Below are 25,443 nucleotides of genomic sequence, written 5' to 3'. Positions count from 1 at the left end.
TGGTCGGCTCCGGAAGTCCTTCGGGGGTTGACACTGCCCCGGGTCACCGTCACGTGGCCGCGGTGACGTCTTCGCCGATACCGTCGGCGGCCGCCACCGAGAGCAGTGCTGCCATCAGGTGCGGGAAGCGGGTGTCGAGGTCTGTGCGGCGCAGTTGGACGAAGCAGCGGGTGCCTTCCTGGCGGGTGCGGGTGATGCCCGCGTCCCGCAGGACTTTCAGATGGTGACTCAAGGTGGATTTACCAACAGGTGCCCGCAGTTCCCCCCAGCCACGTTCCTGGCCATCGGCCAGTAGCCGCACGAGACCGAGCCGGATCGGGTCGCTGAGCGCGGCGAGCACGCGGGTGAGCGTGATGTCGCCGGGGTCGGGGTGTTGCGGGTCTCTCATACCCACATGCTAACTTCAATCGACATTCGACGAACATCGAACATCGAACATTGGGGTTTGCTGTGTCCGTACCAGAGCCGATGAACAGTCACTTCGCTGACCAGGTCGTGATCGTGACCGGAGCCGGATCGGGGATCGGACGCGCGACCGCAGCCACGTTCGCCGGCGCGGGCGCTCACGTTCTGGGGGTCGGCCGCCGGCCAGACGCCCTCGCGGAGAGCGCCGCGCAGCATCCATCCATCGTGTCGTTTCCGGTCGATGTCACCCAGGACGACGCACCCGAGGCGGTTGTCCACGCCGCCCTCGGCCGGTGGGGACGCATCGATGTCCTGGTCAACAACGCCGGCGCGTTCGCCGCGATGCCGCTGGAGCAGGCCACAGCGCCCCGTATCGCCCAACTGCTGGCCGTCAACGTCGTCGCGCCCAGCCTGCTGGCAAACGCGGCCTTGCCGTATCTCAAAGCCTCCCGCGGGGCGATCGTCAACGTCTCCAGCACCTTCGGGCACCGACCTGCGGCCGGCGCCGGTCACTACGGCGCATCCAAGGCCGCACTCGAACAACTCACCCGCAGCTGGGCCTTGGAGCTGGCGTCTGACGGTATCCGGGTCAACGCAGTGGCCCCCGGGCCGACCGAAAGCGAAGCCCTGATCGCCGCCGGTCTCCCGGACACGGCCATCAACCAGATCAAAGCCGACGAGGCCGCACGAATCCCGCTGGGCCGCCGCGGTGACCCCGCTGAGATCGCCGCATGGATCCTGCGGCTCGCAGGCCCCCACACCGCCTGGCTCACCGGGCAGGTCCTCACCATCGACGGCGGACTCGAACTGACCTGACGCCTCAATGCCACCACCCAGCGCCCAAAGGGGCGCTGGCTGAGGTGCCGTCGCAGGATTCCAGGGCGGGCGCTGCCTCCTTATTCACCGTCCCCAAGGATCGGCCGTCCTCCTGCTATGTCCGTGTGCGTCGCTGTGCCCGTGGAACTGAGCGCCGCCGAGCGCCACCGGCTGAAGAAGATGGCCTACGGACACAAGACCGAGCACCGGCTGCGGGTACGCGCGCAGGTCATTCTGCACGCGTCACGGGGGCACTCCAACGCGCGCATCGCCCGCGAGACGCACGTGCACGTGGACACGGTCCGTGCCTGGCGCGGCCGGTTCGCCGCCGGCGGGCTGCCAGCCCTGGCCGACCGCAAACGCTCAGGGCGCCCGGCCCGCTTCACCCCCATGCAGGTCGCCGAGGCCAAGGCACTGGCCTGCCAGCTCCCCGCCGAGACCGGCGTGCCGCTGTCGCGCTGGTCATGCCCGGATCTGGCCGCCGCGTTGACCGCGCGCGGGATCACCGACACCGTCTCAGGGTCCACCGTGCGCCGCTGGCTGCACCAGGATGCGCTCAAGCCCTGGCAGTACCGGTCCTGGATCTTCATCCGCGCCCCGGACTTCCGCGCCAGAGCACAACGTGTCCTGGATCTGTACGCCCGCGTCTTCGACGGCGTCCCGCTGGGCAGGGACGAGTACGTCGTCTCCAGCGATGAGAAGACCTCCATCCAGGCCCGCTGCCGTTGCCATCCGACCCTGGCCCCGGGCCAGACCCGGGCGATGCGCGTCAAGCACACCTACGGCCGCGGCGGGGCCCTGGCCTACCTGGCCGCATACGACGTCGATCACGCCCGGGTCTTCGGTCGCTGCGAGCCGAAGACCGGCGTCGTGCCGTTCATGGCCCCGGGAGCAGGTCATGAACCAAGAGCCCTACGCAAGCGCGAAGCGCGTCTTCTGGATCGTCGACAACGGCTCCTCGCATCGCGGCAGGAAAGCTGTGGACCGCTTGGCCGACAGGTTCCCGAATGCCGTCATGGTCCACACCCCGGTCCACGCCTCCTGGCTGAACCAGATCGTGCGACACGAGGTCGCTTGAGAAGAGTGGGAATCATGATGCGGTCGGTAGCCCGTCGGCGAGGGCGGAGCCGAGCTGTCGGCGGGAGGTGACGCCGAGTTTGGCGAACACCTTGCGCAGATGCCATTCCACGGTGTGCGGGCTCAACCGCGCCCCGATCTCCGGATTGGTCAGCCCGTCCCGGGCCAGCCCCGCGATCTGCCTCTCCTGTGCGGTCAACGACGCCGGAGCCGGTCTCGCCGGGCCACCGCCTCTCCGGTGGCCCGCAGTTCACGGGCGGCACGGTCCGTGAACCCGACCGCACCGAACCCGGCGAGCATCTCGTACGCCGGCCGCAACTGCTCACGGGCGTCACCTCGCCGGTTCGCCCGCCGCAACCACTCCCCGTACACCAGGCCGAAGGCGAATGTCGAGGGCCTCGTGCTGCGGAGTGAAGAGGTGATCGATGTCGTCGAGCAAGAGGGCGACGAGCTGGTGCAGTCCGGCGAACGGCAGCTCCATCTCGGCCTCGCTGCCACCGGCACGGATCGTCCGGCAGTCGGAGACATGGGCGGCCAGATGGTCCACGAGGGCGGTCTTGCCGATGCCGGCTTCCCCACGTACCACGAGGACGGCGCTCCGGCCGCCTCGTATCTCGGCCACCAGATCGTCATGACCTGGCGTTCACGATCGCGTCCGAGCACCACGCACACCCCGCACCGCGCGAAAGGCATTGACAAGGCATTGACCTTGACGAGCCTACTCCCGAGCGGGTCGGCTAGGCGTCCGCAGTCCGGCTCACCGGCGCGCCCTCGGGCCGTCCGACGTCGTTCAGAAGGACCTGCTCCAACCGGGCCATGTCACCTGCCTGAGCGGCCGCGAAGAACGCCTGCACGAGGCGGCGGTGCGTAACGGCGTCCACCGAGCGCCGCCGACCGTGTCCGAGGAGGTGCCGCTGGGCACGGGCGACCTGCTGTCGCGCGTTGACGACGCTGATGTCGAGCAGCGCGGCGATTCGATCGTACGGATATCCGAACCCCTCCCGAAGGACGAACGCGGCGCGCTGCCGGGGTGTCAGCGTCTCGAGCAGCAGGCCGACCGCTCCCTCCACCGCGTCCTGTCGCTCGGCCACGGCCTCCGGTGTGGTGTCGGGGTCGGGCGGTTCCGGAAGCCAGGGGGTGGCGCAGTACTCGCGCCGTCTGCGGGCCGAGTGAAGGACGTTGATCGCCACCCGGACGGTGATCGTCCGGAGCAGCGCCGACGGGCTGTGCACGGCATGGCGGTCCGTGCGGTGCAGCCGCAGCCACACCTCCTGCAGCACGTCCTCGGCCTCGGTCGCGTTGCCGAGGATGCGATAGGCGATCGTGAGGAGTGAGGGCCGGATCCGCCAGTAGACGGCTGCCGCGTCCTCCAAGTCGTCGATGGCCGAGGCCGCCGGGCGACCGCCCAGGACCTGCGTGCGCCTGGCTTCCCACAGATGTGTCTCCACGGTCGACTCCTCCGCCGGGATGGGTCAGCGGCTCGGAACACCGCTGGTCCCAACCTCGCGCGGCGGCGCCGACACCGCGCCATTGACAGTCCGTGGGAGCTGCGTGGTGGTGCCGTAGTCAGGCCGTGGTGGGACCGTAGTCGCGCTCCGCGACCCGGGACCGGCCAGGACGCCTCGATCTTTTCCGGGCCGACCCGTCACATGGCCGTACGCCGCTCGGTCTCTGAGGCAGAGGGATGAGCCACACCATGGTCCCCGCATCTTGGCCGAGAGGAAGACCCATGAGCACGCGCATCGTGACCGTCGCCGAAGGTGGGCGGCTCAACCGTTCCGTCACGATCGGCCCTCACCACCTGACGGCCGACGAGCCCGAGCCCATGAGCGACGACGCCGGTCCCACCCCGGGAGAGCTGCTGCTGGCCGCGCTGGGGTCCTGCACCTCCATGGCGGTGCGGGCCATGGCGGACCGGCACGGCTGGCCACTGGAACGGGTCGACGTCGCCGTCCGGTTCGGAGAGCAGGGGCACATCGTCAAGAACGTCGGGCTGACCGGCAACCTGGACCCGGCTCAGCGGGATCAGTTGCTGGCGGCGGCCGGGCGCTGTCCCATTCACCGGCTGCTGACCCGGGAGGCGAAGATCGTCACCGTACCCGCTCTGCTGGCGGAACCGGACGCGTCGCCCGTCTAGGCCCCGTCGGCACGTCGGCGGTCAGGATGTGGTCGCCAACGCGTCCAGGTGCACCGAGCCGATCTCCTTGCGGGAGGAGATGCCCAACTTCGCGAAGACCTTGCGCAAATGCCATTCGACCGTGTGCGGGCTGAGGAAGAGCCGGGCGCCGATCTGCGGGTTGGTGAAGCCTCCCTGGGCCAGCCGCGCGATCTCGACCTCCTTTGCGGTGAGGGCGGCCGACGCCGTAGAGGCGCGGACGCTCACCTTGACGCCGACGGCCTGCAGCCCCCGTCGCGCGCGCTCGGCGAACGCGTCCGCTCCGGCTTCGCTGAGCATCTCGTGTGCCTCGCTGAGCCGGGTACGGGCCTCCGCCCGCCGCTGTTGCAGGCGCAGCCATTCGCCGTAACGGAGTCGTGCCCGGGCGCTGTCCATCCGGGTCTCGGCCGTGTCCAGCCGCTCGATCGCCTCCCGGTGCAGGACGTCGGCGGCCTCCCCCTCGCTCACCAGGGCCCGCGTGGCGGCGGAGGTGCCGAGCGCCCAGGGAGTACCACTGACCTGCGCCATCTCGTCGATGGTTCGCACGGCCTCGGCCGCACGTTCGTTACGGCCCAGTCGGACGGCCGCTTCGACGAGTTCCACCCGGGACTGCAGGGACAGCCCGAGTTCCTGCGGGTTCTCGCAGCCACGCTCGGCCGCGCCGTATGCCTCGCCGTACCGGCCGAGACCGTTGCACAGGACCGCGGTCGCCCACTGGGTGGCCGTCGTCACCTTGCCCTCACCGCGCAGGAGACGGTCGTGGGTGACGGTCTCGATCGCGTGCCGGGTCGTTGACTCCCGTCCCCGGAAGGGCTCCACGACGAGTGCGCCGTAGTGCGCGAAAAAGCTGCTGCCGATGGCCTCACCGATCGCGTCCGCCTCGACGACGAGGGAGGCGGCGCCGCGCAGGTCGCCGGCGAACACGCGGTTCGACAGGCGGAGCAGGAGCGCCGAGGGCAGCACGGCGAGCGCTCCGTTGTCGCGGGCGAGGTCGACCAGCTCCGCCGACAGCTCGGACCAGGCGGCGAAGTCCCAGATGTTGTGTGCCGTACGGCACACGAGCGGAAGCCATCCCAGGCCGTACTCCCGTGAGAGCTTTTCCGACCGGAACTCCGCGACGGCGTCCATGAGGGTCGGCGTGCCCACGGAGTAGCCCTCGACGATGACCCGTGCGAGGCCGGTCAGCAGGCGGTCCTCGCGGCTCGCGCTGTCGACGTGCTCCGGCGTTGCCAGCACCGCCTCGGCGACGTCGCGGACCCCGCCCGTGGCCAGCCGGCCAGCGGTCAGGGCCGCGTAGACCGCGTCCCGGTACGTCTGACCGGCGAGTGCGGAGTCGTACGGCTGGAGCCGCTTGGCCGCTTCGAGCAGCAGTGGCAGTCCGACGCTGGCGCTCTTGCCCGCGGACATGATCTGCCCTCGCAGCAGAGTCGCCCGTCCAGCTCCGAGCCCGTCCAAAGGGCTCAGTTCCGCCGCGTCGACCAGTTCCCGCGCGGTGTCGAAGGCGCCTGCCTGGTACTTCGCCCGCGCCGCGGCGAGTGCCCTGGTTCCGCGGCGCACGGGATCGGGCGTGAGTTCGGTGGCCCGGTGCAGAAAGGCCGCCGCCGCCGCGACACCCCCGCGCGCGTGCGCCCTCCCGGCGGTTTCCTCCAGTTCGGCGGCCACCGCCTCGTCCGGTCCCGTCGTGGCGCTCGCCAGGTGCCAGACACGGCGTTCGGGGTAGAGCGTCGGGTCGATCGACTCGGCCAGCGCTCGGTGCACGCGCCGGCGCTCCTCGAAGCCGACGACGCGGTACGCAGCGGAGCGCACCAGTGGATGGCGGAAACGCACCCAGGTGCCGAGTGTCATCAGTCCCGCGGCCTCGGCCTCGGTCGCGGCGGCCTCCACGTCGATGCCCAGGCGCTCGGCGGCGTGCCGCAGCAGCGACACGTCACCGACCGGCTCGGTGGCCGCCATCAGCAGCAGTTGCTGGGTCTGCGTGGGCAGGGCTCGGATACGGCGGAGGAAGCCCGCCTCGATCTGGCTGGACAGGGGGCGGGTCTCCAGTCCTCCGAAGCCGACGGCCATCTCCAGGAGGGTCAGGCCGCGTGGCAGCTCCAGCAGGGCCAGCGGGTTGCCGCGCGTCTCGGCGACGATGCGGTCCCGTACCCGCTGGTCGAGCGGGCCGGTGACGACCGAGTCGAGAAGCTCGCCGGAATCACGCTCGTTCAGTCCCCGCACAGGAAGCTCGGGCAGGTCCGCGAGCACCTCACGGGAGCCGGACTCACGGACGGCCAGGACGAGCAGGACGGGTTCGGCGTGGAGCCGTCGCGCGACGAACTCCAGGGTCTGGGCGGACACCCGGTCCAGCCACTGGGCGTCGTCGACCACGCACAGCAGTGGCTGGTCTGCGACGGCCGCGGCGAGCAGGCTCAGCGTGGCCAGACCGACCAGGAAGCGGTCGGGGGCGGCGCCGACCTGCATGCCGAAGGCCGTGCGCAGTGCGTCGCGCTGCGGCTCGGGGAGACCGTCGAGGTGGGACAGCAGCGGGGCGCAGAGCTGGTGCAGTCCGGCGTAGGAGAGCTCCATTTCGGACTGCACGCCGGCCGCCCGGACGATATGGCATCCGGTGGCCCGGTCGAGCAGATGGTTCAGCAGTTCGGTCTTCCCGATCCCCGCTTCGCCGCGCAGCACCAGAACCCCGCTCTGACCGGCCCTGACCTGCGCGAGGAGACCTTCGAGGAGCTGACACTCGTCCTGCCGCCCGATGAGTTCGGACCCTGCTCCGTCCCTCGCCATGGCAGCCTCCCGGCCGCCACCATACCCCGGCGTCGCACAACCGATCAGTTTCAGTCACTCGCGGCCCGTACCTCTCCTGAAGGCCGGGTGACGCGTCCGCGGGTCAGGCCACCGATGCCACGACAACCGCCGTGCACACGAACGTCACCAGGCAGATCACGGCCATCGCGAGCATCGTCCCGCGCAGCCAGTGTCCGAACCGGAGGTGATGCGCCGCCTCGGCCGCGCCGACGCTGTCGGCGATGTGCTCGGTCACCATGCGGGCCACGTACTTCTGCTCCTCGAGATACCACTGCTCGATATCCCGCTTCTGCCCGTGGGTCAGCCCGGCCGTCCTCTCGGTGAAGGCGGACACACGCCGGCGAGCGGCGCTGAGATGCGCCTCGCGGTACAGGTACGCCTCGAGGTCGGCCAGCCCACGAGCGGCCTGTTTGCTCGTTTTCATGATGTGCTCCCAGTGTCGGAGGCGCCCGGTCTGAGTGCGGGCGGTGGTGCCGGTGGGTCGCCGCCGGCCTCGGACGGCCGCGACCCACCGCGCACTCAACCGGTCGCCTGCGCCGCCTCGTTGATCAGTCGCGCGACCTCACCGGGCCGCGAGACACTGACCGCGTGGGAGGCCGCGACCTCGACCACCGTGGCCTCCGCGCGCTCGGCCATGGATGCCTGGGCACTCGCCGGTATGTTCCGGTCCTCGGAGGCGATGAGCACCCAGGACGGGATGTCCCGCCACCCCGGGGCGGAGGCGCCCTCCGCCAGCGCGGCATCGGCCACGGGCCGCTGCGTGGCCGCCATGATCGCCGCGGTCTCCGCGGGGACGTCGGCGGCGAACTGCTGGTGGAACTTGCTCTTCTCGATGTAGAGATCCGCGACCTGGCTCTCGTCGGGGAGCGTCACCGGCACCGGGTGGAGCGCCTCCCCGAGCGTGCTGCCCGGGAACTTGCCGGACAGGTCGACCGCGCTCTCGCCCTGCTCCGGCAGAAACGCCGCGACGAAGACGAGAACCCTGACGTGGTCGAGTCCCTTCGCGGCGTTGCTGATGATCGAGCCGCCGTAGGAGTGGCCGACCAGGACGACGGGTCCGGCGATGGACACCAGGAGCTGCCTGACGTATGCGCTGTCCGCGGTCAGCCCGCGAAGCGGATTGCTCGCGGCCACCACGGGATAGCCGTGCGACTGGAGCCTGTCGACGACGCCGTTCCAGCTCGACGAGTCCGCGAAAGCGCCGTGCACGAGGACTACGGTGGGTTTCACTGCATTCATGGAAGTGGGTCTTTCGATCAACCGGCGAATTACGCGCGTCATCGGGCTCGGCTGTGTCGGAATTTCCGCGGAATCGCCATGCGGAATGGATCAGTCGGTGCCGAGGGCCTTGCGCAGGACGTGAACGGCCTGCTCGATCGCCGATGTGGACGCCTGAGTTCCGCGGACCGTGTTCAGCATCATGAAGTCGTGCAGGCTGGCGTTGTAGCGGACGCTCGTGGTCGGCACGCCGGCCTGGATCAGCTTGCGGGCGTACGCCTCGCCCTCGTCGCGCAGCACGTCGTTCTCGTCGACGACGACGTACGCCGGGGGAAGTCCCTGGAGGTCCTCCAGGGTGGCGTGCAGCGGGGAGGCCGTGATCTGGCTGCGCTCCGCCGGGTCGGTGGTGTAGGCGTCCCAGAACCACTCCATGGCCTTGGCGGTCAGGTGCGGTCCGTGGGCGAAGACCCGGTAGCTCTCGGTGTCCTGCGCGGCGTCGGTGACGGGGTAGTACAGCGACTGATGCAGGAAGGTGACGTCGCCGCGCCGCTTGGCCATGTGGGTGAGGGCGGCGCTCATGTTGCCGCCGACGGAGTCACCGGCGACGACCAGCCGGGAGGCGTCCAGGCCCTCCTGCGTGCCCTTGGTGGTGATCCACTGGGCGGTGGCGTACGCCTGCTCGATGGCGACGGGGTACTTGGCCTCCGGCGAGCGGTCGTACTCGACGAAGACGACGGCCGCCTCGGCGCCCACGGCCAGTTCACGCACCAGACGGTCGTGGGTGCCGGCGTTCCCGAGGATCCAGCCGCCGCCGTGCACGTAGAGGATGACGGGCAGGACGCCGGTGCTGCCGACGGGCCTGACGATGCGCACCCGCACGTCGCCGACCTGGGCGGGTACGGTGATCCACTTCTCGTCCACGTCGAGTTTCTCGACCGGCCCGGACTGTACGTCGTCGAGCAGCTTGCGGGCGCCCTCGACACCGAGTTCGTACAGCAGCGGCGGCTTGGCGGTCGCGTCGGCGAATTCCTGCGCGGCGGGCTCGAGGATGATGTCACTCACGGATTTACTCCTTGAGAAAGGTGGATATCGGAAGGCTTTCCACCTCAAGAGACCGTGCCGGGAGTCAAAGTGTGACGCGTCCGGGAAAACGGCACGACATTCACTTGTCGGCCAGGTCCGTTCTCGAGCAAGCGCCCTGCCGGCCAAGGGAACAGTTGTCGCTAGTCGGATGCCATTTGGGCGGGGTCCACGGGCCTCGGCAGCAACAAAGTGCCGTCGACGTACAGATCGACGTGTTCGTTGTAGAACGCGGTGAGTCCGGCGATGCGGTTGGCGTGGATGGTCGGGAAGTCGTAGGTCCAGGCGATGTCCTCGTGGGAGGCGGTGTCGCTGTCGAAGGACCAGTAGCTGCTCGTCGTCCCCTTGTAGGGGCATCGGGTCACCGTGTCCGAGTGCCGCAGCCGCGTCCAGTCGATGTTCGTGCGATCGAGGTAGTAGCGGGTCGGCAGGCCGGTCTCGAACAGCTTCACGCAGTCGGCCGCCTCCGCCAGCACGACGCCGTCCAGCTCCACTCGGACCGAGCTGCTGGAACGCAGAGCGTCCACACGGGAGTACGGGCTGCGCGGATGGACGAAGACCGGCTCGTCCTCCTCGAACCAGGAGTCCAGCGCCTCCCACTCGAAACGCACGGTGTCGCGCAGGGCTCGCGGGGCGCCTTCCCCCCAGATCCACGCCGCTCCCGCGCGGACTTCCGGGCCGACGTGCAAGGTGTGACGGTGCGCGGGTCCGGCGCCGAGCTGCTCGGTGTGCTTGTCGTCGTGGAGCACACCCTCCACCAGGTCCTCGATCGGGATGCTGAACTGCGGATATGCCTGCCATTCCCAGACGTACAGCGCGCGGCGGGTATCGAAGGCGACCCGGCCGCCGATCATTCCGCGGATCCGGCGCGGAACGGGCTCGACGTGGCCGATCGGGACGATGAGACTCGGGTGCAGGACACTTTCGGATGCCATGGTGTTCACCTTGTGTTCGGAGGTGCGGCGCTCGCCGCGCCCGGTGTCCGTGGGCGCGGGAGGACGGCGCCGGCTCGGGCCGACGGGCCCTGATCTACTCATTCGATGGTATCGGCGCCCGACGGCGTAGCCGGAAGTGGGCCACGGACACGGTGCGCACTCGCACGGTGTGGTGAACGAGGCGTTGTCACAAAACGTGAGGCCTCACGGTCAATGAGCTGTCAGTGTTCCCACTTAAGGAGATACATCGTGGACGCGCGCATCAACTACTTCGGCAACGCCCTCGCCGGAAAGGTCATGAAGCACCTCAACTCGGCCGGAGCGGCAGTGCATGCGGCCATCCCGGTCACCACTCAGGAGCTGGTGAAGATCCGTGCCAGCCAGATCAACGGCTGCGGCTTCTGCACCGACATGCACACCAAGGACGCCGCCGCGGCAGGTGAGGACCAGCAGCGTCTGAACCTGGTGGCCGTGTGGCGCGAGGCCACGGTCTTCTCGGACGCCGAGCGCGCCGCGCTGGAGCTGACCGAGCAGGGCACGCGCATCGCGGACGCCGCAGGCGGTGTGTCGGACGAGGCGTGGGCGAACGCCGCGAAGCACTACGACGAGGACCAGCTCGCCGCGCTGATCTCGCTGATCGCCGTCATCAACGCCTACAACCGCATCAACGTCATCAACCAGCAGCCGGCCGGCGGCTACAAGCCCGGCATGTTCGGCTGAGTCAGCCGCTCCGGCCCGGCCGGACACGAACCGTCCGTCGCCTGGTCGCCCCGACCACCGACCAGGCGACGGGCCAAGCCCGCCCCAGCCTGTCGACGGATGCCCGCACGGTCGCGTAGCACGCGGCGCTGCTGTCGTCGCGAAGCACGGCACCGCTGTCGTCGTGAGCCGACCGGCTGCGCCCGCCCGGCGGGCCGTGCCATCCGTCGCGGGCCACGCATCCCAAGGACCCTCATGTCAGAACGCCACGCACTCGCCCCCCTGCGACGGGTCAGCACGGACGTCTTGGAAGTCGCCTACTACGAGACGGGTTCAGCGGACGGGGACACCGTGCTGCTCCTGCACGGTGTCCCCTACGACATCCACAGCTACGTGGACGTGGCCCCACTGCTCGCGGACAGCGGGTTCCGGGTCGTCGTTCCGTATCTGCGGGGGCACGGCCCCACCAGATTCCTCCTCGGATCGACTCCGCGCTCCGGTCAGCAGGCCGCCCTCGGCGCGGACGTCGTCGCTTTCATGGACGCCCTGGGCGTGGAGCGCGCCTACCTCGCCGGATACGACTGGGGCGGGCGCGCGGCCAATGTCGCCGCCGCCCTGTGGCCCGAGCGCGTCCTCGGCCTGGTCTCGGTCAACAGCTACCTCATCCAGGACATCGGCGCGGCGGCGATCCCTCTCGCACCCGAACGGGAGGCGGGCTTCTGGTACTTCTACTACTTCCTCACCGAGCGGGGACGGGCCGGACTGGCGAACGACCCCCGGGAGATCGCACGGGTCATCTGGAAGCGGAACTCCCCGAAGTGGCCGTTCCGCGAGAGTGATCTGGATCGGGCAGCGGAGTCCTTCACCAACCCCGACTACACCGACGTAGTGCTCCATTCATACCGGCACCGGCTCGGTTTCGCGCCGGGCGCCGAGCAGTACGCGGAGTTGGAAGCGCGTCTCGCCGGGCTGCCGGCGATCACGGTGCCCGCCATCACCCTGGACGGTCTGGCCGACGGCAACTTCCCGGCCACGGACGGCTCTTCGTCCGCCCGTCACTTCACCGGCCCACGGCTCCACCGCAAGGTGGCAGACGCCGGCCACAACCTTCCGCAGGAGCGCCCCGAGGCGTTCGCGGCGGCCGTACGCGACGTGCGCGACCTGCGGCAGGAGCAGGCCGGCCGCGAACCCTTCGCCCGGGAACGCCAGGACGCGCCATGAACCAGACCCCCACGCCCGAGGGCACCACCGTCCTCCGCATCGCCACTGCCCGGGGCCGGTGGACTCTGCTGGCCACCGTCCTGGGTTCCGGCGTCGTGCTGCTCGGCTCGACGGTCACCAATGTCGCGCTCCCCCACATCGGCGAGGACTTCGACGCCGACCTCGCCGTGCTCCAGTGGACGGTCAACGCCTACATGCTGACCCTGGCTGGACTCATCCTGCTGGGCGGCTCCCTGGGAGACCGTTTCGGGCGGCGCCGCGTCTTCGTCCTGGGCACCGTCTGGTTCGCGGTGGCCTCGTTGCTGTGCGGCCTGGCCCCGGACACCAACACGCTGATCGCCGCCCGGGCACTCCAGGGCGTCGGCGGAGCGCTGCTCACCCCCGGCTCACTGGCGATCATCGAGTCCTCCTTCCACCCGGACGACCGGCCGCGCGCGATCGGCCTGTGGTCCGGGTTCGGCGGCATCGGCGCCGCCCTAGGACCGTTCCTGGGCGGGTGGCTGGTCGACGGCCCCGGTTGGCGCTGGACCTTCCTGCTGAGCATCGTCCCGGCGCTGGTGTGCGTGCCGGTGGCGCTGCGTCATGTCCCGGAGTCTGTAGGCGCACCGCACCAGGAGGCGGCCCGCGCGGCAGGGTGGTGGCGGGCCGGTTTCGACATCCCCGGTGCCGTCCTGGGCGCCCTGGCGCTCGCCCTGGTCACCTACGCGCTGACCGAGGCGCGCGACGGAGGTCCGGTGGCCAGCGTCGCGGCCGTCGGCGGCGTGCTGGCGGGGGCCGCGTTCCTCCGCGTGGAGCTGCACAGCGATGACCCGATGATGCCGCCGACGATCTTCGCCTCACGGCAGTTCACCGCCATCAATGTGATCACCCTGTGCGTGTACGCCGGTACCGGGGGCTTCTTCTTTCTCACGGCCCTGCACCTGCAGATCGTCGTCGGCTACTCGGCGCTGGCCGCCGGTGCGGCCATGCTGCCCAACACCGTGCTGATGCTGCTGTTCTCGGCCCACGCTGGGATGCTCGCCCAGCGGCTGGGACCGCGGGTGCCGCTCACCGTCGGCCCGTTGGTGTGCGGAGCGGGGATGGTGATGATGCTGCGGGCCGGGCCGGGCGCGTCCTACGTCTACGACATCCTCCCCGCCCTGTTGGTGATGGGCAGCGGCATGGTCATCTTGGTCGCCCCGCTGACGGTGACTCTGCTGGCCTCGGTGGACGCCTCCAACGCCGGCCTGGCCAGCGGCATCAACAACGCCGCCGCCCGGGCGGCCGGTCTGGTGGCCGTGGCGGCGCTGCCGCTGCTGGTCGGAATGGGCCCCGAGGCATACCGGTCGGATGCGGCCTTCGACGCGGCCTTCACCCGGGCCATGCCCCTGTGCGCGGCCCTGCTTGCCGTCGGCGCGGCGGTCTCCTTCGGCGCGCTGCGGCAGACCGCCACCGCCCCGCATCCGCCGCACGGGCGGACACACGGGTGGCTGACGGAACCCCCGTTGGTGTCCCGCTTCATCCGTCACCAAGCCGTCGAATGACACGACCGCAGCCTCGGCACTCACACCGCCGCGGGCTCACCGGTCTCGTAGCTCAAAGGACCGCTGTTGCGGTGGTCCGCGCCGGCCCGTCACAGCGCGCCGGCCACAGGAAAGGAACTTCCCAATCGTGATGTCAAGCCGCCAGTGTGACGGGGGGTGAAGCATGGAACTGCTTTCCGTCACGGATCATCGCCCACAGGACATTGAGGCGTCGGCGTGCGAGAGCCAGCAGGGCCTGCTTGTGGCCCTTGCCCTCGCTCCGTTTCCGGTCGTAGAACGCCTTCGACACAGGGCAGCACTGAAGGCTCACCATGGCCGACAGGTACATGGTTCTCAGCAGACCGCGGTGGTAGCGCCGGGGACGGCGCAGATTGCCACTGACGCGCCCGGAGTCGCGCGGCCTGGGGGCCAGGCCGGCGAAGCCGGCCAGGCGGTCCGAGCTGCCGAAGGCGTCCATGTCGCCACCGGTGGCGGCAATGAACTCGGCCGCGAGTTTCGTGCCCATGCCGGGCAGGCTGCGGATCACTTCGGCGTGCGGATGCTCGCGAAACCGGGCCTCGATCAGGGCGTCGAGCTCGGCGATCTCCTCATCGAGGGCCATCACCCCCTTCGCGAGGCGGACCACCATGGCGGCGGCCAGCTTCTCGCCGGGCAGCGCGGTCTGTTGGGCCTGGGCGGCTTCCACGGCCGTCTTGGCCAGTGTGGCGGCGCCGCGGACTTTGCGGTTCTTCAGCCAGGTCCCGATCCGGCTCGCTCCAGCCCGGCGGATCCCGGCCGGGGTCTGGTATCCGGTCAGCAGCATCACCGGCCCCCGGTTCGTCAGTTCCAGGGCCCGCTCCAACGCGGGGAAGATCTCCAGCAGTTGGGCCCGGAGCCGGTTGATCTGCCGGGTCCGGTCGAAGACCGCGTCCAGGCGGCGGGTGGTCAGGGTGCGCAGGTCCACGGCGATCTCATCGCCGGGCCGCAGCAGGCCGAGGTCGCGGCGGACGCGGGCCTGGTCTGCGATGACGAAGGCGTCCTTCGCGTCGGTCTTTCCCTCGCCGCCCTTGTAGGTGGCCGAGGCCCGGTGGACCGCCAGGCCGGTGAGGTAAGCGACCGGCTGGCCGTGGCTGACCAGCAGGCCGATCAGCAGCGCGGCACCGCCGTGGTTGAGGTCGACGGCCCACAGCACCTCCCGGGATATCTCCAGGACATCGCTGATCAGGGCGAGGAGCTCGCTCTCGTCGTTCGCGACCCGGCGGGACAGCAGGCGCTTGCCCTCCGTATCGATGACCACGCAGTGGTGGTGCGTCTTGCCGATGTCCACTCCGGCCCAGATCTCGGGCACGTATCCCTCCGCCAGCTCGTCGTTCATCGATCCCGCAGACGACCTCGCCGACGTTGTCCTACAGCAGCGATCGGAGTCGCATCTCCCAATTGGCGGTCGAGTCGTCGCGGGGCTCCGGGTGGCCAAGTTCCTTAAGCCATCCCAGCGGCGCCGACATGACAGCCATGCCCAGAGCCCCTGGGCCCTCCGATCTTACGAATGACCAGAGCAACCACTCTTGAAAGGTAGGACCAGACATGTCGTACCCGTACCCGGAACAGAAGTACTGGGGAGAGGACGGTGAGGTCAGCGCCGTCTTCCGGCCGGCCACCACACCGCCGGACATCGGTGAGAGCGGTACCGGTAAGGACGCCCTCCACTATGTGGCCACCACTGGCACAACACGGGGTGAGTTCGGGCTGTACCGCGTGGAGATGCGGCCCAGGGCGGGCGGCCCCAAGACCCATTACCACAAGCGGATCTCGGAGTCGTTCTTCATCCTCGACGGCACGGTGCGGGTGTTCGACGGTGTGCGGTGGGTCGACGCCCGCAAGGGGGACTTCCTGCACGTGCCCCAGGGCGGGCTGCACGCTTTCCGCAACGACTCCGACGCCCCGGCCGACATGCTGCTGCTGTTCACCCCGGGCGCCCCGCGCGAGGAGTACTTCGAGCAGGTCTCCCAACTGGCGCACGCCTCCGAGGAGGAGCGTGCCGCGTTCTTCGACCGGCATGACTCGTACTTCGTGGAGTAGGAGCGGCCGACAGCGGACGGGCCCCGTATCCGTGACCTCCCGGCGACGACCGGTGTCACGGGTACGGGGCCCGCTGTGCGCGTCCGACCGCGAGGTCAGGCGGTGGGCCTCGGGGCGCGCAGGTGGGCGCGCTCCTTCAGCTCTTCCTCCTCGACCAGTTCGAGCATGGGCTTGCCGGGGGCGCACATCATGGTGACGACGAACTCCGTCGTCTCGTCGTCGAGGGCGTTGCCGTCCTGGTAGTGGATGGCGTCGCCGCCCGGCTCCCAGAAGGTGCCGCCAGCCTCGATGATGCGCTCGGGCTCACCCTCGAGTTCGAAGCGCACGGCACCCTTGACGACGTACCCGAAGGCCGGGCCGGAGTGACGGTGCGGCGGGGTGCCGGGGTCACCGGGCTCCCACTGGACGTGGATGGTCATCGCCGAGGCGCCCTCGGGAACCGTGATCGGCGAGGCGTCCTGGAGCAGCTTCGCCGCGCGGGTCCAGCTGGGGCCGTCCGCGCCGCCGTCTCCGTGACCGTGGCCGTGGTGGTCGTGCTGTGAGTTCTCCGACACTGGGTCGCACCTTCCGTGGTTCCACCGTGCACGGGCGACACATCGTCCGCTGACACGGTTCATGTCCGGTCGTAAGACCGCTCGATCCTTCTGACCAGATGTCGGCCGGATCTGTGACAAGGGACGACAGTCGGTTCACGTCCCGCACCCGGGAGGCAGGGCGCGGTGTCACAAGAAACGAATGTGCGCTGTCTAGGTCTGATGAGCACGGTGGCACGCGCCAATGTCCGCCACTGTCTGCCACCGACATCCAGCGGGGTCACACGCCCCCTGACGGAAGAGACCCAGATGAAAGTCGTCGTCGCAGGTGCCACCGGCCTGATCGGTTCCCGGACCGTCGCCAGGCTCCGAGACCACGGGGTGGAGGTCGTGCCGATCTCCCGCGGCGAAGGAGTGGACGTCAGCACCGGGGAAGGTCTCGCCCAGGTGCTGCGCACCGCCGAGGTGCTCGTGGACGTCACCGACGCGCCCTCCCGGGACCAACAGGTCAGCACGGACTTCTTCACCACCTCGACGAGCAACCTCCTCAAGGCCGCCGCCGCGGCAGGCGTGGGGCACTACGTGGCGCTGTCGGTGGTGGGTGCCGACCGGGTCGGCTCGGGCTGGTTCCGGGCCAAGGCCGCGCAGGAGGACCTGGTCAGGCACACCCCCATCCCGTATTCCGTGGTCCGCGCCACGCCGTTCCACGAGTCGGTGGCGGCCGCCGCCGTGGCTGGCACCCGGTCCGACGGTGTGCACGTGCCGCCCCTGCTGCTGCGGCCGGTCGCGGCGGACGACGTCGCCACGACGGTCGCCCATGTCGCGGTGGGGCTGCCGGAGTTCGGCGTGGTCGAGGCAGCCGGTCCCGAGGAGGTGCGCCTCGACGACGCCACGGCCGCGCTGCTGGGCACCCTGGGCCGGACCGACCCGGTCGTCGCCGACGCGCGTGCCCCCTTCTTCGGCGCCGTGGTCGAGGAGCGGGCCCTCCTCCCCGGGCCGGACGCCCACCTGGGCCACCACACGTTCGCCCAGTGGCTCAAGAGCCGCTGAGGTGACCGGGCGGCGCCGCCTCGTCGCCCGCGCAACCCACCAGGTCGGCTGCCCACGACACCCACCGTGTCCGCGTCCGACATCGCCGGCGCTCACGCCGTGACAGGAAGGCTGCCATGAATGAACCGTCCCGGCCCACTGAGACCCCTGTGATCAGTGAGCTCGACCAGCTACCCGACCGGGACCGCGAGGAGACCGCCGAGTGGCAGGCGTCCCTCGACGCGGTAGTGCGCAACGCCGGGCCGGAACGGGCTGTGTATCTGATGCGGCGCGTGCACGAGTTCGCCGCGCGGACGGGAACGTCGCTGCCGGGGCTGCTGTTCTCGGACTACGTCAACACCGTCCCGGCCGCGGCGCAGCCGGAGTTCGACGGTGACCTGGAGATGGAGTCCAGGATCACCGCGCTCAACCGGTGGAACGCCGCGGCGATGGTCACCCGCGGCTCCCGGCTAGGACTGGGCGGCCACATCTCCACGTACGCCTCGGCCGCCTGGCTCTACGAGATCGGGTTCAACCACTTCTTCCAGGGCAAGGACGGGGACGGCTCGGGGGACCAGCTCTTCCTGCAAGGGCACGCCTCCCCCGGCATCTACGCCCGGGTCTTCCTCGAAGGACGCCTGAGCGAGGCGCAACTGGACGCCTTCCGGCGGGAGGCGGGCGGTCAGGGCCTGCCGTCCTACCCGCACCCCCGACGGCTGCCGTGGCTGTGGGAGTTCCCGACGGTGTCCATGGGGCTCGGCCCGCTCGGCGCCATCTACCAGGCCCGCTTCAACCGCTATCTGCACGCCCGCGGCATCAAGGACACCTCGGCCTCACGGGTGTGGGCGTTCCTCGGCGACGGGGAGATGGACGAGCCGGAGTCGATGGCGGCCCTGACGCTGGCCTCCCGCGAGGGTCTGGACAACCTGACGTTCGTCGTCAACTGCAATCTGCAGCGCCTGGACGGGCCGGTACGGTCCAACTCGAAGATCGTCCAGGAGCTGGAGGCACGGTTCCGCGGCGCGCGCTGGAACGTGGTCAAGACCCTGTGGGGGGAAGCCTGGGACCCGCTGCTGAGCCAGGACACCACCGGCGACCTGGTGCGGCAACTGGGCGAGGTGCCCGACGCGCAGATGCAGACGCTCGCCGTGCGGGACGCCGCCTACATACGCAAGAACTTCTTCCAGGGTGACGCCCTGTCCGCGCTCTCCGCCTCCCTGAGCGATGCGCAGGTGGTCGAGCTGTTCGAGAACTCGCGGGGCGGACACGAGCCGTTGAAGGTGTACTCCGCCTACCGGGCCGCCGTGGAGCACCGGGGCGCACCGACGGTGGTCCTCGCCCAGACGGTGAAGGGGCACACTCTGGGCTCGGCGTTCGAGTCCCGCAACGCCAACCACCAGATGAAGAAGCTCACGATGGATCAGTTCCGGGCGATGCGCGACCTGTTGGAGCTGCCCATCCCCGACGCGGCGCTCGCCGGCGACCAGGTCCCGTACTGGCATCCCGGGGAGAACTCGCCCGAGGTGCGGTACCTGCGCGAACGCCGGGCCGCGCTGGGCGGTCCCGTTCCGCTGCGCCGGGTCACCGCCAAGCCGCTGCCGGAGCCGCCCGCCAAGCCGTTCGAGGAGTTGGAGAAGGGGTCCGGCCATCAGGAGGTCGCCACCACGATGGCACTGGTCCGGCTGGTCAAGGACCTGATGCGCGACCCGCACAGCGGGGCCCGCTGGGTGCCGATCATCCCCGACGAGGCCCGCACCTTCGGCATGGAGTCGATGTTCCCCACGGCCGGCATCTACTCGCCGCAGGGCCAGAACTACGACCCGGTCGACGCGGACCAGTTGCTCCACTACAAGGAGAGCACCACCGGGCAACTACTCATCGAGGGCATCACCGAGGCCGGTTCGGTCGCCGAGTTCACCGCCGCGGCGACCTCGTACGCCACACACGGCGAGCCGATGATCCCGTTCTACATCTTCTACGCCATGTTCGGTTTCCAGCGCACCGGTGACCAGTTCTGGGCGCTCGCCGACCAGATGGGCCGCGGCTTCGTGGTCGGCGGCACGGCCGGGCGTACGACGATGACCGGTGAGGGCCTGCAGCACGGGGACGGGCACTCGCACCTGCTCGCCTCCACCAACCCCGCGGCGATCAGCTACGACCCGGCATTCGCCTACGAGATCGCGGTGATCGTCCGCGACGGTCTGCGCCGGATGTACGGCGAGCAGCCCGAGAACGTCTTCTACTACCTGACCGTCTACAACGAGCCCAAGGTCCAGCCCGCCATGCCGGCGGTCCCCGGCATCGAGGAGGGCATCCTTCGGGGCATCTACCGGTTCCGGCCCGCCGAACCCGTCACCGACGGTCGCCGGCTGCAACTGCTGGCCTCCGGTACGGCCATCCACTGGGCCCTGAGGGCACAGGAACTGCTCGCCTCCGACTGGCAGGTGTACGCCGACGTGTGGTCGGTGACGTCCTGGACTGAGCTGCGCCGGGACGCGATGCGTGCCGACGACGCCCGGATGCGGGGCGAGGAAGGCACACCGTTCGTCACCCGGGCCCTCGCCGGAGCGCCGGGGCCGGTGCTGGCCGTCAGTGACTGGATGCGGCAGGTACCCGACCAGATCAGCCAGTGGGTCGAACAGGACTACTACTCCCTGGGCACCGACGGTTTCGGGCTGTCCGACACCCGTGAGGACGTGCGCCGGCACTTCCGGGTGGACGCCGAGTCGATCGTGGTGACCGCGCTGGACCGGCTGGCCCGAGCCGGGGTGATCCCGCCGGCGACCGTCGCTCAGGCGCGCGCACGTTACGGCCTCGACCGGTGAGTGGCCGCGTGCCGCGACCGACCCCGCATGCGCCGCACGGGCCGCATGCCGCAATCCGTGGACAAGAGGTTCGGGGGGCACTCACGCCCTGCCGATCCATGAGGAGTTGAACGACATCATGACGGTTTCCGTGACCCTGCCGGCCCTCGGTGAGTCAGTCACCGAGGGCATCGTGACCCGCTGGCTGAAGCAGGTCGGCGAACGAGTCGAGGCCGACGAGCCCTTGCTGGAGGTCTCCACCGACAAGGTCGACACCGAGATCCCCTCCCCCGCGGCCGGCGTCCTGCTGGAGATCACCGTCGCCGAGGACGAGACCGTCGAGATCGGCGCCCGTCTCGGCGTCATCGGCACGCCGGACGCCGTCCCGGCGGCCACGCCGACGCCGACCCCGGCCCCGGCCCCGGTGGCCACGACACCGACGCCCGCCCCGGCGCCCGCGTCTGCCCAGGCCCCTGCCCCGGCACCTGCGCCCGCGCCCGCGCCCGCCGAGGCTCCGCAGGCGGTCCCGGCGCCGATCATGCCTGACACGCCCGCAGTCCCCGCACCCGCCGCACCGGCCCCCGCACCTATGCCTGCACCGGCGGCTGCCGCATCCACCCTTCGCGGTCGGACGGTCCCGATGACTCGCATCCGCAAGGCCATCGGGAACAACCTGAAGAAGGCCCTGCAGGAGCAGGCGCAACTGACCAGCACCGTCGAGGCCGACGTCACGCGGCTGATGCGGCTGCGGAATCGGGCCAAGGACGGTTTCCTGGCCCGGGAGGGCCTCAAGCTCTCCCCCCTGCCCTTCTTCATCATGGCCGCCGCCCAGGCGCTGAAGGCCCACCCGGTCGTCAACGCCAGGATCAACGAGGCCGAGGGGACCATCACCTACTTCGACACCGAGAACATCGGTATCGCGGTCGACACGGAGAACGGCCTGATGACCCCGGTCATCAAGAACGCCGGTGACCTGACGGTCGCCGGGCTCGCCCGGGCAGTCCACGACCTGGCCGAGCGGGCCCGCGGTGGTCACCTCACCCCCGACGACGTGTCGGGCGCGACGTTCACGATCTCCAACACCGGTTCGCGCGGTGCCCTGTTCGACACCGTCATCGTGCCCCCGAACCAGGCCGCGATCCTGGGCGTAGGGGCCACGGTCAGGCGACCCGCGGTGGTGCGCGACGGCGACGACGAGGTCATCGGCATCCGGCACCTGGTGCACCTGTCGCTGTCCTACGACCACAGGCTGGTGGACGGGGCGGACGCGGCCCGTTATCTGACCGCGGTCAGGGCGATCCTGGAGTCCGGGTCCTTCGAGGACGCTGTGTAGTTTCCGGCGCCCGGGAATGGAAAAGGGCCGGTGCGAGCGGACGCTCGCACCGGCCCTTCGTCGTCTCCGCCCGCGGCACGGCCGGGCGTCAGGGTCGACGGACCGACAGCCTGTCCGCCAGGCCGTGGACCTGGATCGAGACGGTGACGGCGCCGCCGTCCTCCCTTCGCCCCACAGGGGCGGGTACGTGGCGCGGGATGGCGTCGATCCGTTCGTCGCCGGCGAGGAAGAACCCGTAGAGCGTCTCCCAGCCGCCGGTCAGCGCGTGGTGGCCCAAGTAGCGCAGCAGGCGGGTACCGAGTCCGCGGCCCTGCCAGGAGTCCTCGACGAGGAGTGCGGCCTCCACGCCCGTGCGGTCCGGCAGCAAGTGGCCGACGGCGACGACACGACCGATGGTGTCCCGCGCGGCCAGGTGCACCGAGCAGCCGGCGGCGATGCTGACGCCGGCCAGCACGGTGAGCGCGCTGCGGGCCCTGGTGGTGCGGGGGTTACGGCTCATGTCGAGTGTCTTTCGGGCGAAATGGGCGCACAGGTCTCCCTGGGCGGAGGGGCGGTGCCGGTGAGCGGGGAAAGTGCGCGCTGAAAGCGGCGAACCGCGGGTGCACGGGGTGAGGCGGTGCGGGCGGTGCTGGTCGCACCGGCCACACGTTGTGTCGCCTTTCGCTCCTTAAGACCGGAGAACAATGGAAGGTGTGACATGTCGCGATGTCAGGTTCCGCCGACCGGCACCGGTCAGGACCGGTGCCGGTCGGTGATCTCCTTGTACTCGGCCGCCGTGGGCTTGGAGACCTGTGTGCCGGTGCCGTAGAGGGCACGGCTGAGCCCGGCGCGCAGCCACTGGATACGAGTCGGCATGGCACCGTCCGTGCCCCGCACGGCTACGGCCGTCAGGGGCCGGTACTGCTCATGAGCGGTCAGCGTGTGCAGTCGCGCCGGGGCGAGGGGCTCATGGATCTCCACGTACCCGCCGTCCGGAAGGCGTTTGATGACACCGCTCTCACGGCCGTGCAACACCTCGTCGCGGTCCCGGCGTTGCAGGCCCAGTGCCAGCCGTTTGGTGACGACGAAGGCCAGGACCGGGACGACGAACAGGCCGATGCGCACGGCCCAGGTCACCGCGTTGACGGACATGTTCAGCCGGGTGGCGATGATGTCGTTGGCGGCTCCCACGAGAGCCACGGCGTACACGCTGAGCCAGGCCACGCCCAGTGCGGTCCGCACCGGGCGGTTGCGTGGGCGGTCCAGCAAGTGGTGATCGCGATCGTCGTCCGTGACCCAGGACTCCAGGAACGGATAGGCGCCCATCGCCAGGAAGAGCAGCACGCCGACCAGCAGGGGCAGGAAGTTGTCCAGGGCCAGGGTGTGGCCCCAGAAGTCGATCTCCCAGCCCGGCATGACGCGCAGCAGGCCGTCGGCGACGCCCATGTACCAGTCGGGCTGGGATCCGGCGGAGACCTGGTCGGGGCGGAAGGGGCCGTACCTCCACACGGGATTGATCTGCGCGACGGCGGCCATGAAGAAGATCACGCCGGACACGAAGCAGAAGTAGGCGGCGGCCTTGGCGGCGTACACCTTGAGCGGGAGGCCGACGACCTTGCTGTTGGTGCGGCCGGGGCCGGGGTACTGGGTATGCCGGTGACGTACGGCCAGGGCCACGTGGCCGACGATCAGCGCGACCATCAGTGCAGGGATGACGAGGACGTGCAGGACATTGAAGCGGGCGATCAGGTCGTCGCCGGGGAACTCGCCGCCGAAGAGGAAGAAGGACAGATAGGTCCCGACGACCGGGATCGACAGAAGGGTTCCGTTCACGACCTGCAGCCCGGTTCCGGACAACAGGTCGTCGGGAAGGTCGTAACCGGTCAGTCCCGCGAACATCGCCAAGGTGAACAGCAGGAAACCGAATATCCAGTTCAGCTCTCGCGGTTTGCGGAACGCGCCCGTGAAGAAGACTCGCATCATGTGCGCGAACACGGCGGCCACGAAGACCAGGGCTGCCCAGTGGTGCGCCTGGCGGATGAGCAGACCGCCGCGGACGTCGAAGGAGATGTGTAGCGTCGAGTCGAATGCCTCCGACACCAACTGCCCCCGCAGCGGGGCATAGCTGCCCTGGTAGACGACGAGTTCGGAGGAGGGGTGGAAGTAGAAGCTCAGATAGACGCCGGTGACGAGCAGGATGACGAAGCTGTAGAGCGCGATCTCGCCGAGCAGGAACGACCAGTGTTCAGGGAAGACCAGGCGCCGCGCGGAGCGGACGACACGGCGGTAGCCGAGTCGTCCCTCCGCCCATTGGGCCACCCTCTCCCCCGTGCGCCCCTGCTCCGGCTCGGCCGGCCGGCTGTCGTTGCTCATCTCTTCACCACTCATCTCTGCGTCACCCGACGCTCACCGCGGCCCGAGCCGCACTCCCGGGCCCCGGCCGCAAGGCCCGTTCGGCGTGCATACGACGCGGTCAGGCAGACTCGTCCATGCCTGTGCCGTTCCCACATGATTCGTGCACTTCTGTCGACACCTTGACCGGTGAGACGGCCGGGGTGTGACGCCGGCGGCCCGGCCCGAGGTCAGCAGGGTCAGCAACGTCAGCGGGGCACGATGTTCTCGAGCTCCTCGCCGGCGGCGAATCGGGCCAATTGGCGTCGGATGAGCGCTTCGAGGCGCGGCCACAGGGAGAGGGTGAACGCTCCGACGTGCGGGGTGATGAGCACGCCCGGTGTCGTCCAGAGCGGATGTGCCTGCGGCAGCGGTTCGGGGTCCGTCACGTCGAGCGCGGCCCGCAACCGACCGGTGTGTGCCTCCTTCAGCAGGGCGTCGGTGTCGAGGACGGCTCCTCGGGACACGTTGACGAGCAGGGCACCGTCCTTCATGCGGGCCAGCAGGCCCGCGTCGAAGAGCTGACGGGTCTGCGGGGTGAGCGGGATGGACAGCACGACGACGTCCGCGTCCGCGAGGAAATCGGGCAGCCGAGTCACGGACTGCACCGGCCCCCGGCGCGAGTCCCGTTCCTCGCTCGCGACGCGGGTCACCGCGCAACCGAAGGGCGCCAGGAGGTCCTCCACCGCGGACCCGACGGCTCCGTAGCCGACGATGAGCACGGACCGGCCGTACAGGGAGGGGGCGAACTGCGGGCTCCACGCCCCGCGGTCCTGGGCGCGGAGTGCCTCCGGTATGCCCCGCAGCGAGGCGAGGATCAGGGTCAGGGCGAGCTCCGCCGTGCTCGGGGCGGGGACTCCTCGCGTGTTGCAGAGCGTCACCGGGCGAGGGAGCCGGCCCAGAGCCGCCCGCAGTTCGTCGGTCCCCGAGCTGAGTGCCTGGACCACGCGCAGACGCGTCATCCGCTTCAGCGGCCTGCTGATGATGTCGATGTCCTGGGTCAGCGGCGGGGCGTAGAACTCGACCTTCGCGGGGTCCGAGGGGAAGTCCGAACGGCCGTCCCAGCGGGCGTAGTCGAGTCCGGGCGGCAGGTCAGCCAGGTCGGCGAAGTGGGCGGGCAGCCATACCTGGGGGGAGTTCGCGCTCATGTCGACGGGGCTCTGCTTTCACTCCGGGTTCGTGGGCCGGAAACACACGGCACCCGGGCCGGTGCACGGCCGGTCCGGCTCCGAGGCCGGACCAAGAGAACTGACTGCACATGTCATTCATCTGTGACAGCACACGCCTGTGACAGCGGTCACTCTCCAGGGGGCAGCGATCGCTCCCCAGGGGCAGAGCGGTCACTTCCGCGAGACACCGGCCGGTCGTAGCAGGCGATCCGCCTGTCACAC

At 69.9% G+C, this 25,443-nt stretch carries 22 protein-coding genes and 2 pseudogenes; 10 read left to right on the top strand and 14 right to left on the bottom strand.

Annotation, left to right across the window (positions count from 1 at the left end; genetic code table 11):
* Nucleotides 1-49: 49 nt before the first annotated feature.
* A complete protein-coding gene (locus tag QF035_RS43745; RefSeq protein ID WP_307527144.1) occupies nucleotides 50-388 on the bottom strand; it encodes an ArsR/SmtB family transcription factor in 339 nt (112 codons plus the stop codon).
* 80 nt (nucleotides 389-468) lie between these two features.
* On the opposite strand from QF035_RS43745, the gene QF035_RS43740 reads away from it, so the two are divergent.
* Both QF035_RS43740 and QF035_RS43735 read left to right on the top strand, forming a co-directional pair.
* The gene (locus QF035_RS43740; RefSeq protein WP_307527142.1) at nucleotides 469-1,221 is read left to right on the top strand and encodes an SDR family NAD(P)-dependent oxidoreductase; all 753 of its coding nucleotides are present in this window, start codon (nucleotides 469-471) and stop codon (nucleotides 1,219-1,221) included.
* A 141-nt stretch (nucleotides 1,222-1,362) separates the two neighbouring features.
* A complete protein-coding gene (locus QF035_RS43735) occupies nucleotides 1,363-2,370 on the top strand; it encodes an IS630 family transposase (RefSeq protein ID WP_307527140.1) in 1,008 nt (335 codons plus the stop codon).
* Here the strand turns inward: QF035_RS43735 and QF035_RS43730 are convergent.
* From QF035_RS43730 to QF035_RS43720, 3 genes and pseudogenes are all read right to left on the bottom strand, one after another.
* Nucleotides 2,312-2,673, bottom strand: a pseudogene (locus QF035_RS43730) (LuxR C-terminal-related transcriptional regulator); the annotation flags it as partial. The gene QF035_RS43735 and the pseudogene QF035_RS43730 sit on opposite strands and share 59 nt — an antisense overlap.
* Nucleotides 2,630-2,920, bottom strand: coding sequence for a hypothetical protein (locus QF035_RS43725; protein WP_373467046.1), 291 nt, complete (start codon nucleotides 2,918-2,920; stop codon nucleotides 2,630-2,632). The pseudogene QF035_RS43730 and the gene QF035_RS43725, both read right to left, overlap by 44 nt.
* 115 nt (nucleotides 2,921-3,035) lie before the next feature.
* A complete protein-coding gene (locus QF035_RS43720; protein WP_307527138.1) occupies nucleotides 3,036-3,746 on the bottom strand; it encodes a sigma-70 family RNA polymerase sigma factor in 711 nt (236 codons plus the stop codon).
* 281 nt (nucleotides 3,747-4,027) lie between these two features.
* Between QF035_RS43720 and QF035_RS43715 the strand changes: the two genes are divergently transcribed.
* Entirely contained in the window at nucleotides 4,028-4,435 is a 408-nt protein-coding gene (locus QF035_RS43715) for an OsmC family protein (protein WP_307527136.1), read from the top strand.
* A 21-nt stretch (nucleotides 4,436-4,456) separates the two neighbouring features.
* Here QF035_RS43715 and QF035_RS43710 read toward each other — a convergent pair whose 3' ends face one another.
* From QF035_RS43710 to QF035_RS43690, 5 genes are all read right to left on the bottom strand, one after another.
* Complete coding sequence (locus tag QF035_RS43710; protein ID WP_307527134.1) at nucleotides 4,457-7,228, bottom strand: helix-turn-helix transcriptional regulator; 2,772 nt, start codon at nucleotides 7,226-7,228, stop codon at nucleotides 4,457-4,459.
* A gap of 103 nt (nucleotides 7,229-7,331) precedes the next feature.
* Nucleotides 7,332-7,673, bottom strand: a complete 342-nt coding sequence (locus QF035_RS43705) for a hypothetical protein (protein ID WP_307527132.1) — start codon at nucleotides 7,671-7,673, stop codon at nucleotides 7,332-7,334.
* Between the two features lie 95 nt (nucleotides 7,674-7,768).
* Nucleotides 7,769-8,488, bottom strand: a complete 720-nt coding sequence (locus QF035_RS43700) for an alpha/beta fold hydrolase (RefSeq protein ID WP_307527130.1) — start codon at nucleotides 8,486-8,488, stop codon at nucleotides 7,769-7,771.
* 90 nt (nucleotides 8,489-8,578) lie between these two features.
* Nucleotides 8,579-9,529: an alpha/beta hydrolase gene (locus QF035_RS43695; protein WP_307527128.1), complete on the bottom strand. Its 951-nt coding sequence runs from the start codon at nucleotides 9,527-9,529 to the stop codon at nucleotides 8,579-8,581.
* A 161-nt stretch (nucleotides 9,530-9,690) separates the two neighbouring features.
* The gene (locus QF035_RS43690) at nucleotides 9,691-10,482 is read right to left on the bottom strand and encodes a DUF427 domain-containing protein (protein ID WP_307527126.1); all 792 of its coding nucleotides are present in this window, start codon (nucleotides 10,480-10,482) and stop codon (nucleotides 9,691-9,693) included.
* 249 nt (nucleotides 10,483-10,731) lie between these two features.
* Between QF035_RS43690 and QF035_RS43685 the strand changes: the two genes are divergently transcribed.
* From QF035_RS43685 to QF035_RS43675, 3 genes are all read left to right on the top strand, one after another.
* Entirely contained in the window at nucleotides 10,732-11,202 is a 471-nt protein-coding gene (locus QF035_RS43685) for a carboxymuconolactone decarboxylase family protein (protein WP_307527124.1), read from the top strand.
* A 234-nt stretch (nucleotides 11,203-11,436) separates the two neighbouring features.
* On the top strand, nucleotides 11,437-12,402 hold the full coding sequence (locus QF035_RS43680; RefSeq protein ID WP_307527122.1) for an alpha/beta fold hydrolase: 966 nt from the start codon (nucleotides 11,437-11,439) through the stop codon (nucleotides 12,400-12,402).
* Nucleotides 12,399-13,925, top strand: a complete 1,527-nt coding sequence (locus QF035_RS43675) for an MFS transporter (RefSeq protein WP_307527120.1) — start codon at nucleotides 12,399-12,401, stop codon at nucleotides 13,923-13,925. Before QF035_RS43680 ends, QF035_RS43675 begins: the two co-directional genes overlap by 4 nt.
* A gap of 133 nt (nucleotides 13,926-14,058) precedes the next feature.
* On the opposite strand, the gene QF035_RS43670 is transcribed toward QF035_RS43675, so the two are convergent.
* Entirely contained in the window at nucleotides 14,059-15,279 is a 1,221-nt protein-coding gene (locus tag QF035_RS43670; RefSeq protein WP_307523192.1) for an IS110 family transposase, read from the bottom strand.
* Between the two features lie 209 nt (nucleotides 15,280-15,488).
* On the opposite strand from QF035_RS43670, the gene QF035_RS43665 reads away from it, so the two are divergent.
* Nucleotides 15,489-15,983: a cupin domain-containing protein gene (locus tag QF035_RS43665; RefSeq protein ID WP_307527118.1), complete on the top strand. Its 495-nt coding sequence runs from the start codon at nucleotides 15,489-15,491 to the stop codon at nucleotides 15,981-15,983.
* 95 nt (nucleotides 15,984-16,078) lie between these two features.
* Here the strand turns inward: QF035_RS43665 and QF035_RS43660 are convergent, their stop codons facing one another.
* Nucleotides 16,079-16,537 carry a cupin domain-containing protein gene (locus tag QF035_RS43660; protein ID WP_307527116.1) on the bottom strand — a complete coding sequence of 153 codons (459 nt, stop codon included), beginning with the start codon at nucleotides 16,535-16,537 and terminating at the stop codon, nucleotides 16,079-16,081.
* A gap of 288 nt (nucleotides 16,538-16,825) precedes the next feature.
* Between QF035_RS43660 and QF035_RS43655 the strand changes: the two genes are divergently transcribed.
* The 3 genes and pseudogenes from QF035_RS43655 to QF035_RS43645 all read left to right on the top strand — a co-directional run.
* Nucleotides 16,826-17,566: an SDR family oxidoreductase gene (locus QF035_RS43655; protein ID WP_307527114.1), complete on the top strand. Its 741-nt coding sequence runs from the start codon at nucleotides 16,826-16,828 to the stop codon at nucleotides 17,564-17,566.
* A 116-nt stretch (nucleotides 17,567-17,682) separates the two neighbouring features.
* Entirely contained in the window at nucleotides 17,683-20,370 is a 2,688-nt protein-coding gene (aceE, locus tag QF035_RS43650; RefSeq protein ID WP_307527112.1) for a pyruvate dehydrogenase (acetyl-transferring), homodimeric type, read from the top strand.
* Nucleotides 20,371-20,500: 130 nt separating this feature from the next.
* Nucleotides 20,501-21,682: pseudogene (locus QF035_RS43645) on the top strand (2-oxo acid dehydrogenase subunit E2); the annotation flags it as partial.
* A gap of 88 nt (nucleotides 21,683-21,770) precedes the next feature.
* Here the strand turns inward: QF035_RS43645 and QF035_RS43640 are convergent.
* The 3 genes from QF035_RS43640 to QF035_RS43630 form a co-directional block, all read right to left on the bottom strand.
* Complete coding sequence (locus QF035_RS43640) at nucleotides 21,771-22,181, bottom strand: GNAT family N-acetyltransferase (protein ID WP_307527108.1); 411 nt, start codon at nucleotides 22,179-22,181, stop codon at nucleotides 21,771-21,773.
* 233 nt (nucleotides 22,182-22,414) lie between these two features.
* Nucleotides 22,415-24,034 carry a cytochrome bc1 complex cytochrome b subunit gene (qcrB, locus tag QF035_RS43635; protein WP_307527106.1) on the bottom strand — a complete coding sequence of 540 codons (1,620 nt, stop codon included), beginning with the start codon at nucleotides 24,032-24,034 and terminating at the stop codon, nucleotides 22,415-22,417.
* A 227-nt stretch (nucleotides 24,035-24,261) separates the two neighbouring features.
* The gene (locus QF035_RS43630) at nucleotides 24,262-25,200 is read right to left on the bottom strand and encodes a 2-hydroxyacid dehydrogenase (RefSeq protein WP_307527105.1); all 939 of its coding nucleotides are present in this window, start codon (nucleotides 25,198-25,200) and stop codon (nucleotides 24,262-24,264) included.
* Nucleotides 25,201-25,443 lie beyond the last annotated feature (243 nt).

This window comes from Streptomyces umbrinus, assembly GCF_030817415.1.
GTDB classification, from domain to species: Bacteria; Actinomycetota; Actinomycetes; order Streptomycetales; family Streptomycetaceae; genus Streptomyces; species Streptomyces umbrinus_A.
The sequence above is the reverse complement of the archived record's forward strand: the minus strand, read 5'-3'. Positions and strand labels throughout refer to the sequence as shown.

Bases quoted from the DNA above. Each gene is read 5' to 3' on its own strand.
- QF035_RS43700 (WP_307527130.1), bottom strand. From the start codon at position 8,488: ATGAATGCAGTGAAACCCACCGTAGTCCTCGTGCACGGCGCTTTCGCG.
- QF035_RS43705 (WP_307527132.1), bottom strand. From the start codon at position 7,673: ATGAAAACGAGCAAACAGGCCGCTCGTGGGCTGGCCGACCTCGAGGCG.
- QF035_RS43690 (WP_307527126.1), bottom strand. From the start codon at position 10,482: ATGGCATCCGAAAGTGTCCTGCACCCGAGTCTCATCGTCCCGATCGGC.
- QF035_RS43665 (WP_307527118.1), top strand. From the start codon at position 15,489: ATGTCGTACCCGTACCCGGAACAGAAGTACTGGGGAGAGGACGGTGAG.
- QF035_RS43740 (WP_307527142.1), top strand. From the start codon at position 469: ATGAACAGTCACTTCGCTGACCAGGTCGTGATCGTGACCGGAGCCGGA.
- aceE (WP_307527112.1), top strand. From the start codon at position 17,683: ATGAATGAACCGTCCCGGCCCACTGAGACCCCTGTGATCAGTGAGCTC.
- qcrB (WP_307527106.1), bottom strand. From the start codon at position 24,034: ATGAGCAACGACAGCCGGCCGGCCGAGCCGGAGCAGGGGCGCACGGGG.
- QF035_RS43670 (WP_307523192.1), bottom strand. From the start codon at position 15,279: ATGAACGACGAGCTGGCGGAGGGATACGTGCCCGAGATCTGGGCCGGA.
- QF035_RS43710 (WP_307527134.1), bottom strand. From the start codon at position 7,228: ATGGCGAGGGACGGAGCAGGGTCCGAACTCATCGGGCGGCAGGACGAG.
- QF035_RS43675 (WP_307527120.1), top strand. From the start codon at position 12,399: ATGAACCAGACCCCCACGCCCGAGGGCACCACCGTCCTCCGCATCGCC.
- QF035_RS43715 (WP_307527136.1), top strand. From the start codon at position 4,028: ATGAGCACGCGCATCGTGACCGTCGCCGAAGGTGGGCGGCTCAACCGT.
- QF035_RS43640 (WP_307527108.1), bottom strand. From the start codon at position 22,181: ATGAGCCGTAACCCCCGCACCACCAGGGCCCGCAGCGCGCTCACCGTG.
- QF035_RS43680 (WP_307527122.1), top strand. From the start codon at position 11,437: ATGTCAGAACGCCACGCACTCGCCCCCCTGCGACGGGTCAGCACGGAC.
- QF035_RS43630 (WP_307527105.1), bottom strand. From the start codon at position 25,200: ATGAGCGCGAACTCCCCCCAGGTATGGCTGCCCGCCCACTTCGCCGAC.
- QF035_RS43655 (WP_307527114.1), top strand. From the start codon at position 16,826: ATGAAAGTCGTCGTCGCAGGTGCCACCGGCCTGATCGGTTCCCGGACC.
- QF035_RS43745 (WP_307527144.1), bottom strand. From the start codon at position 388: ATGAGAGACCCGCAACACCCCGACCCCGGCGACATCACGCTCACCCGC.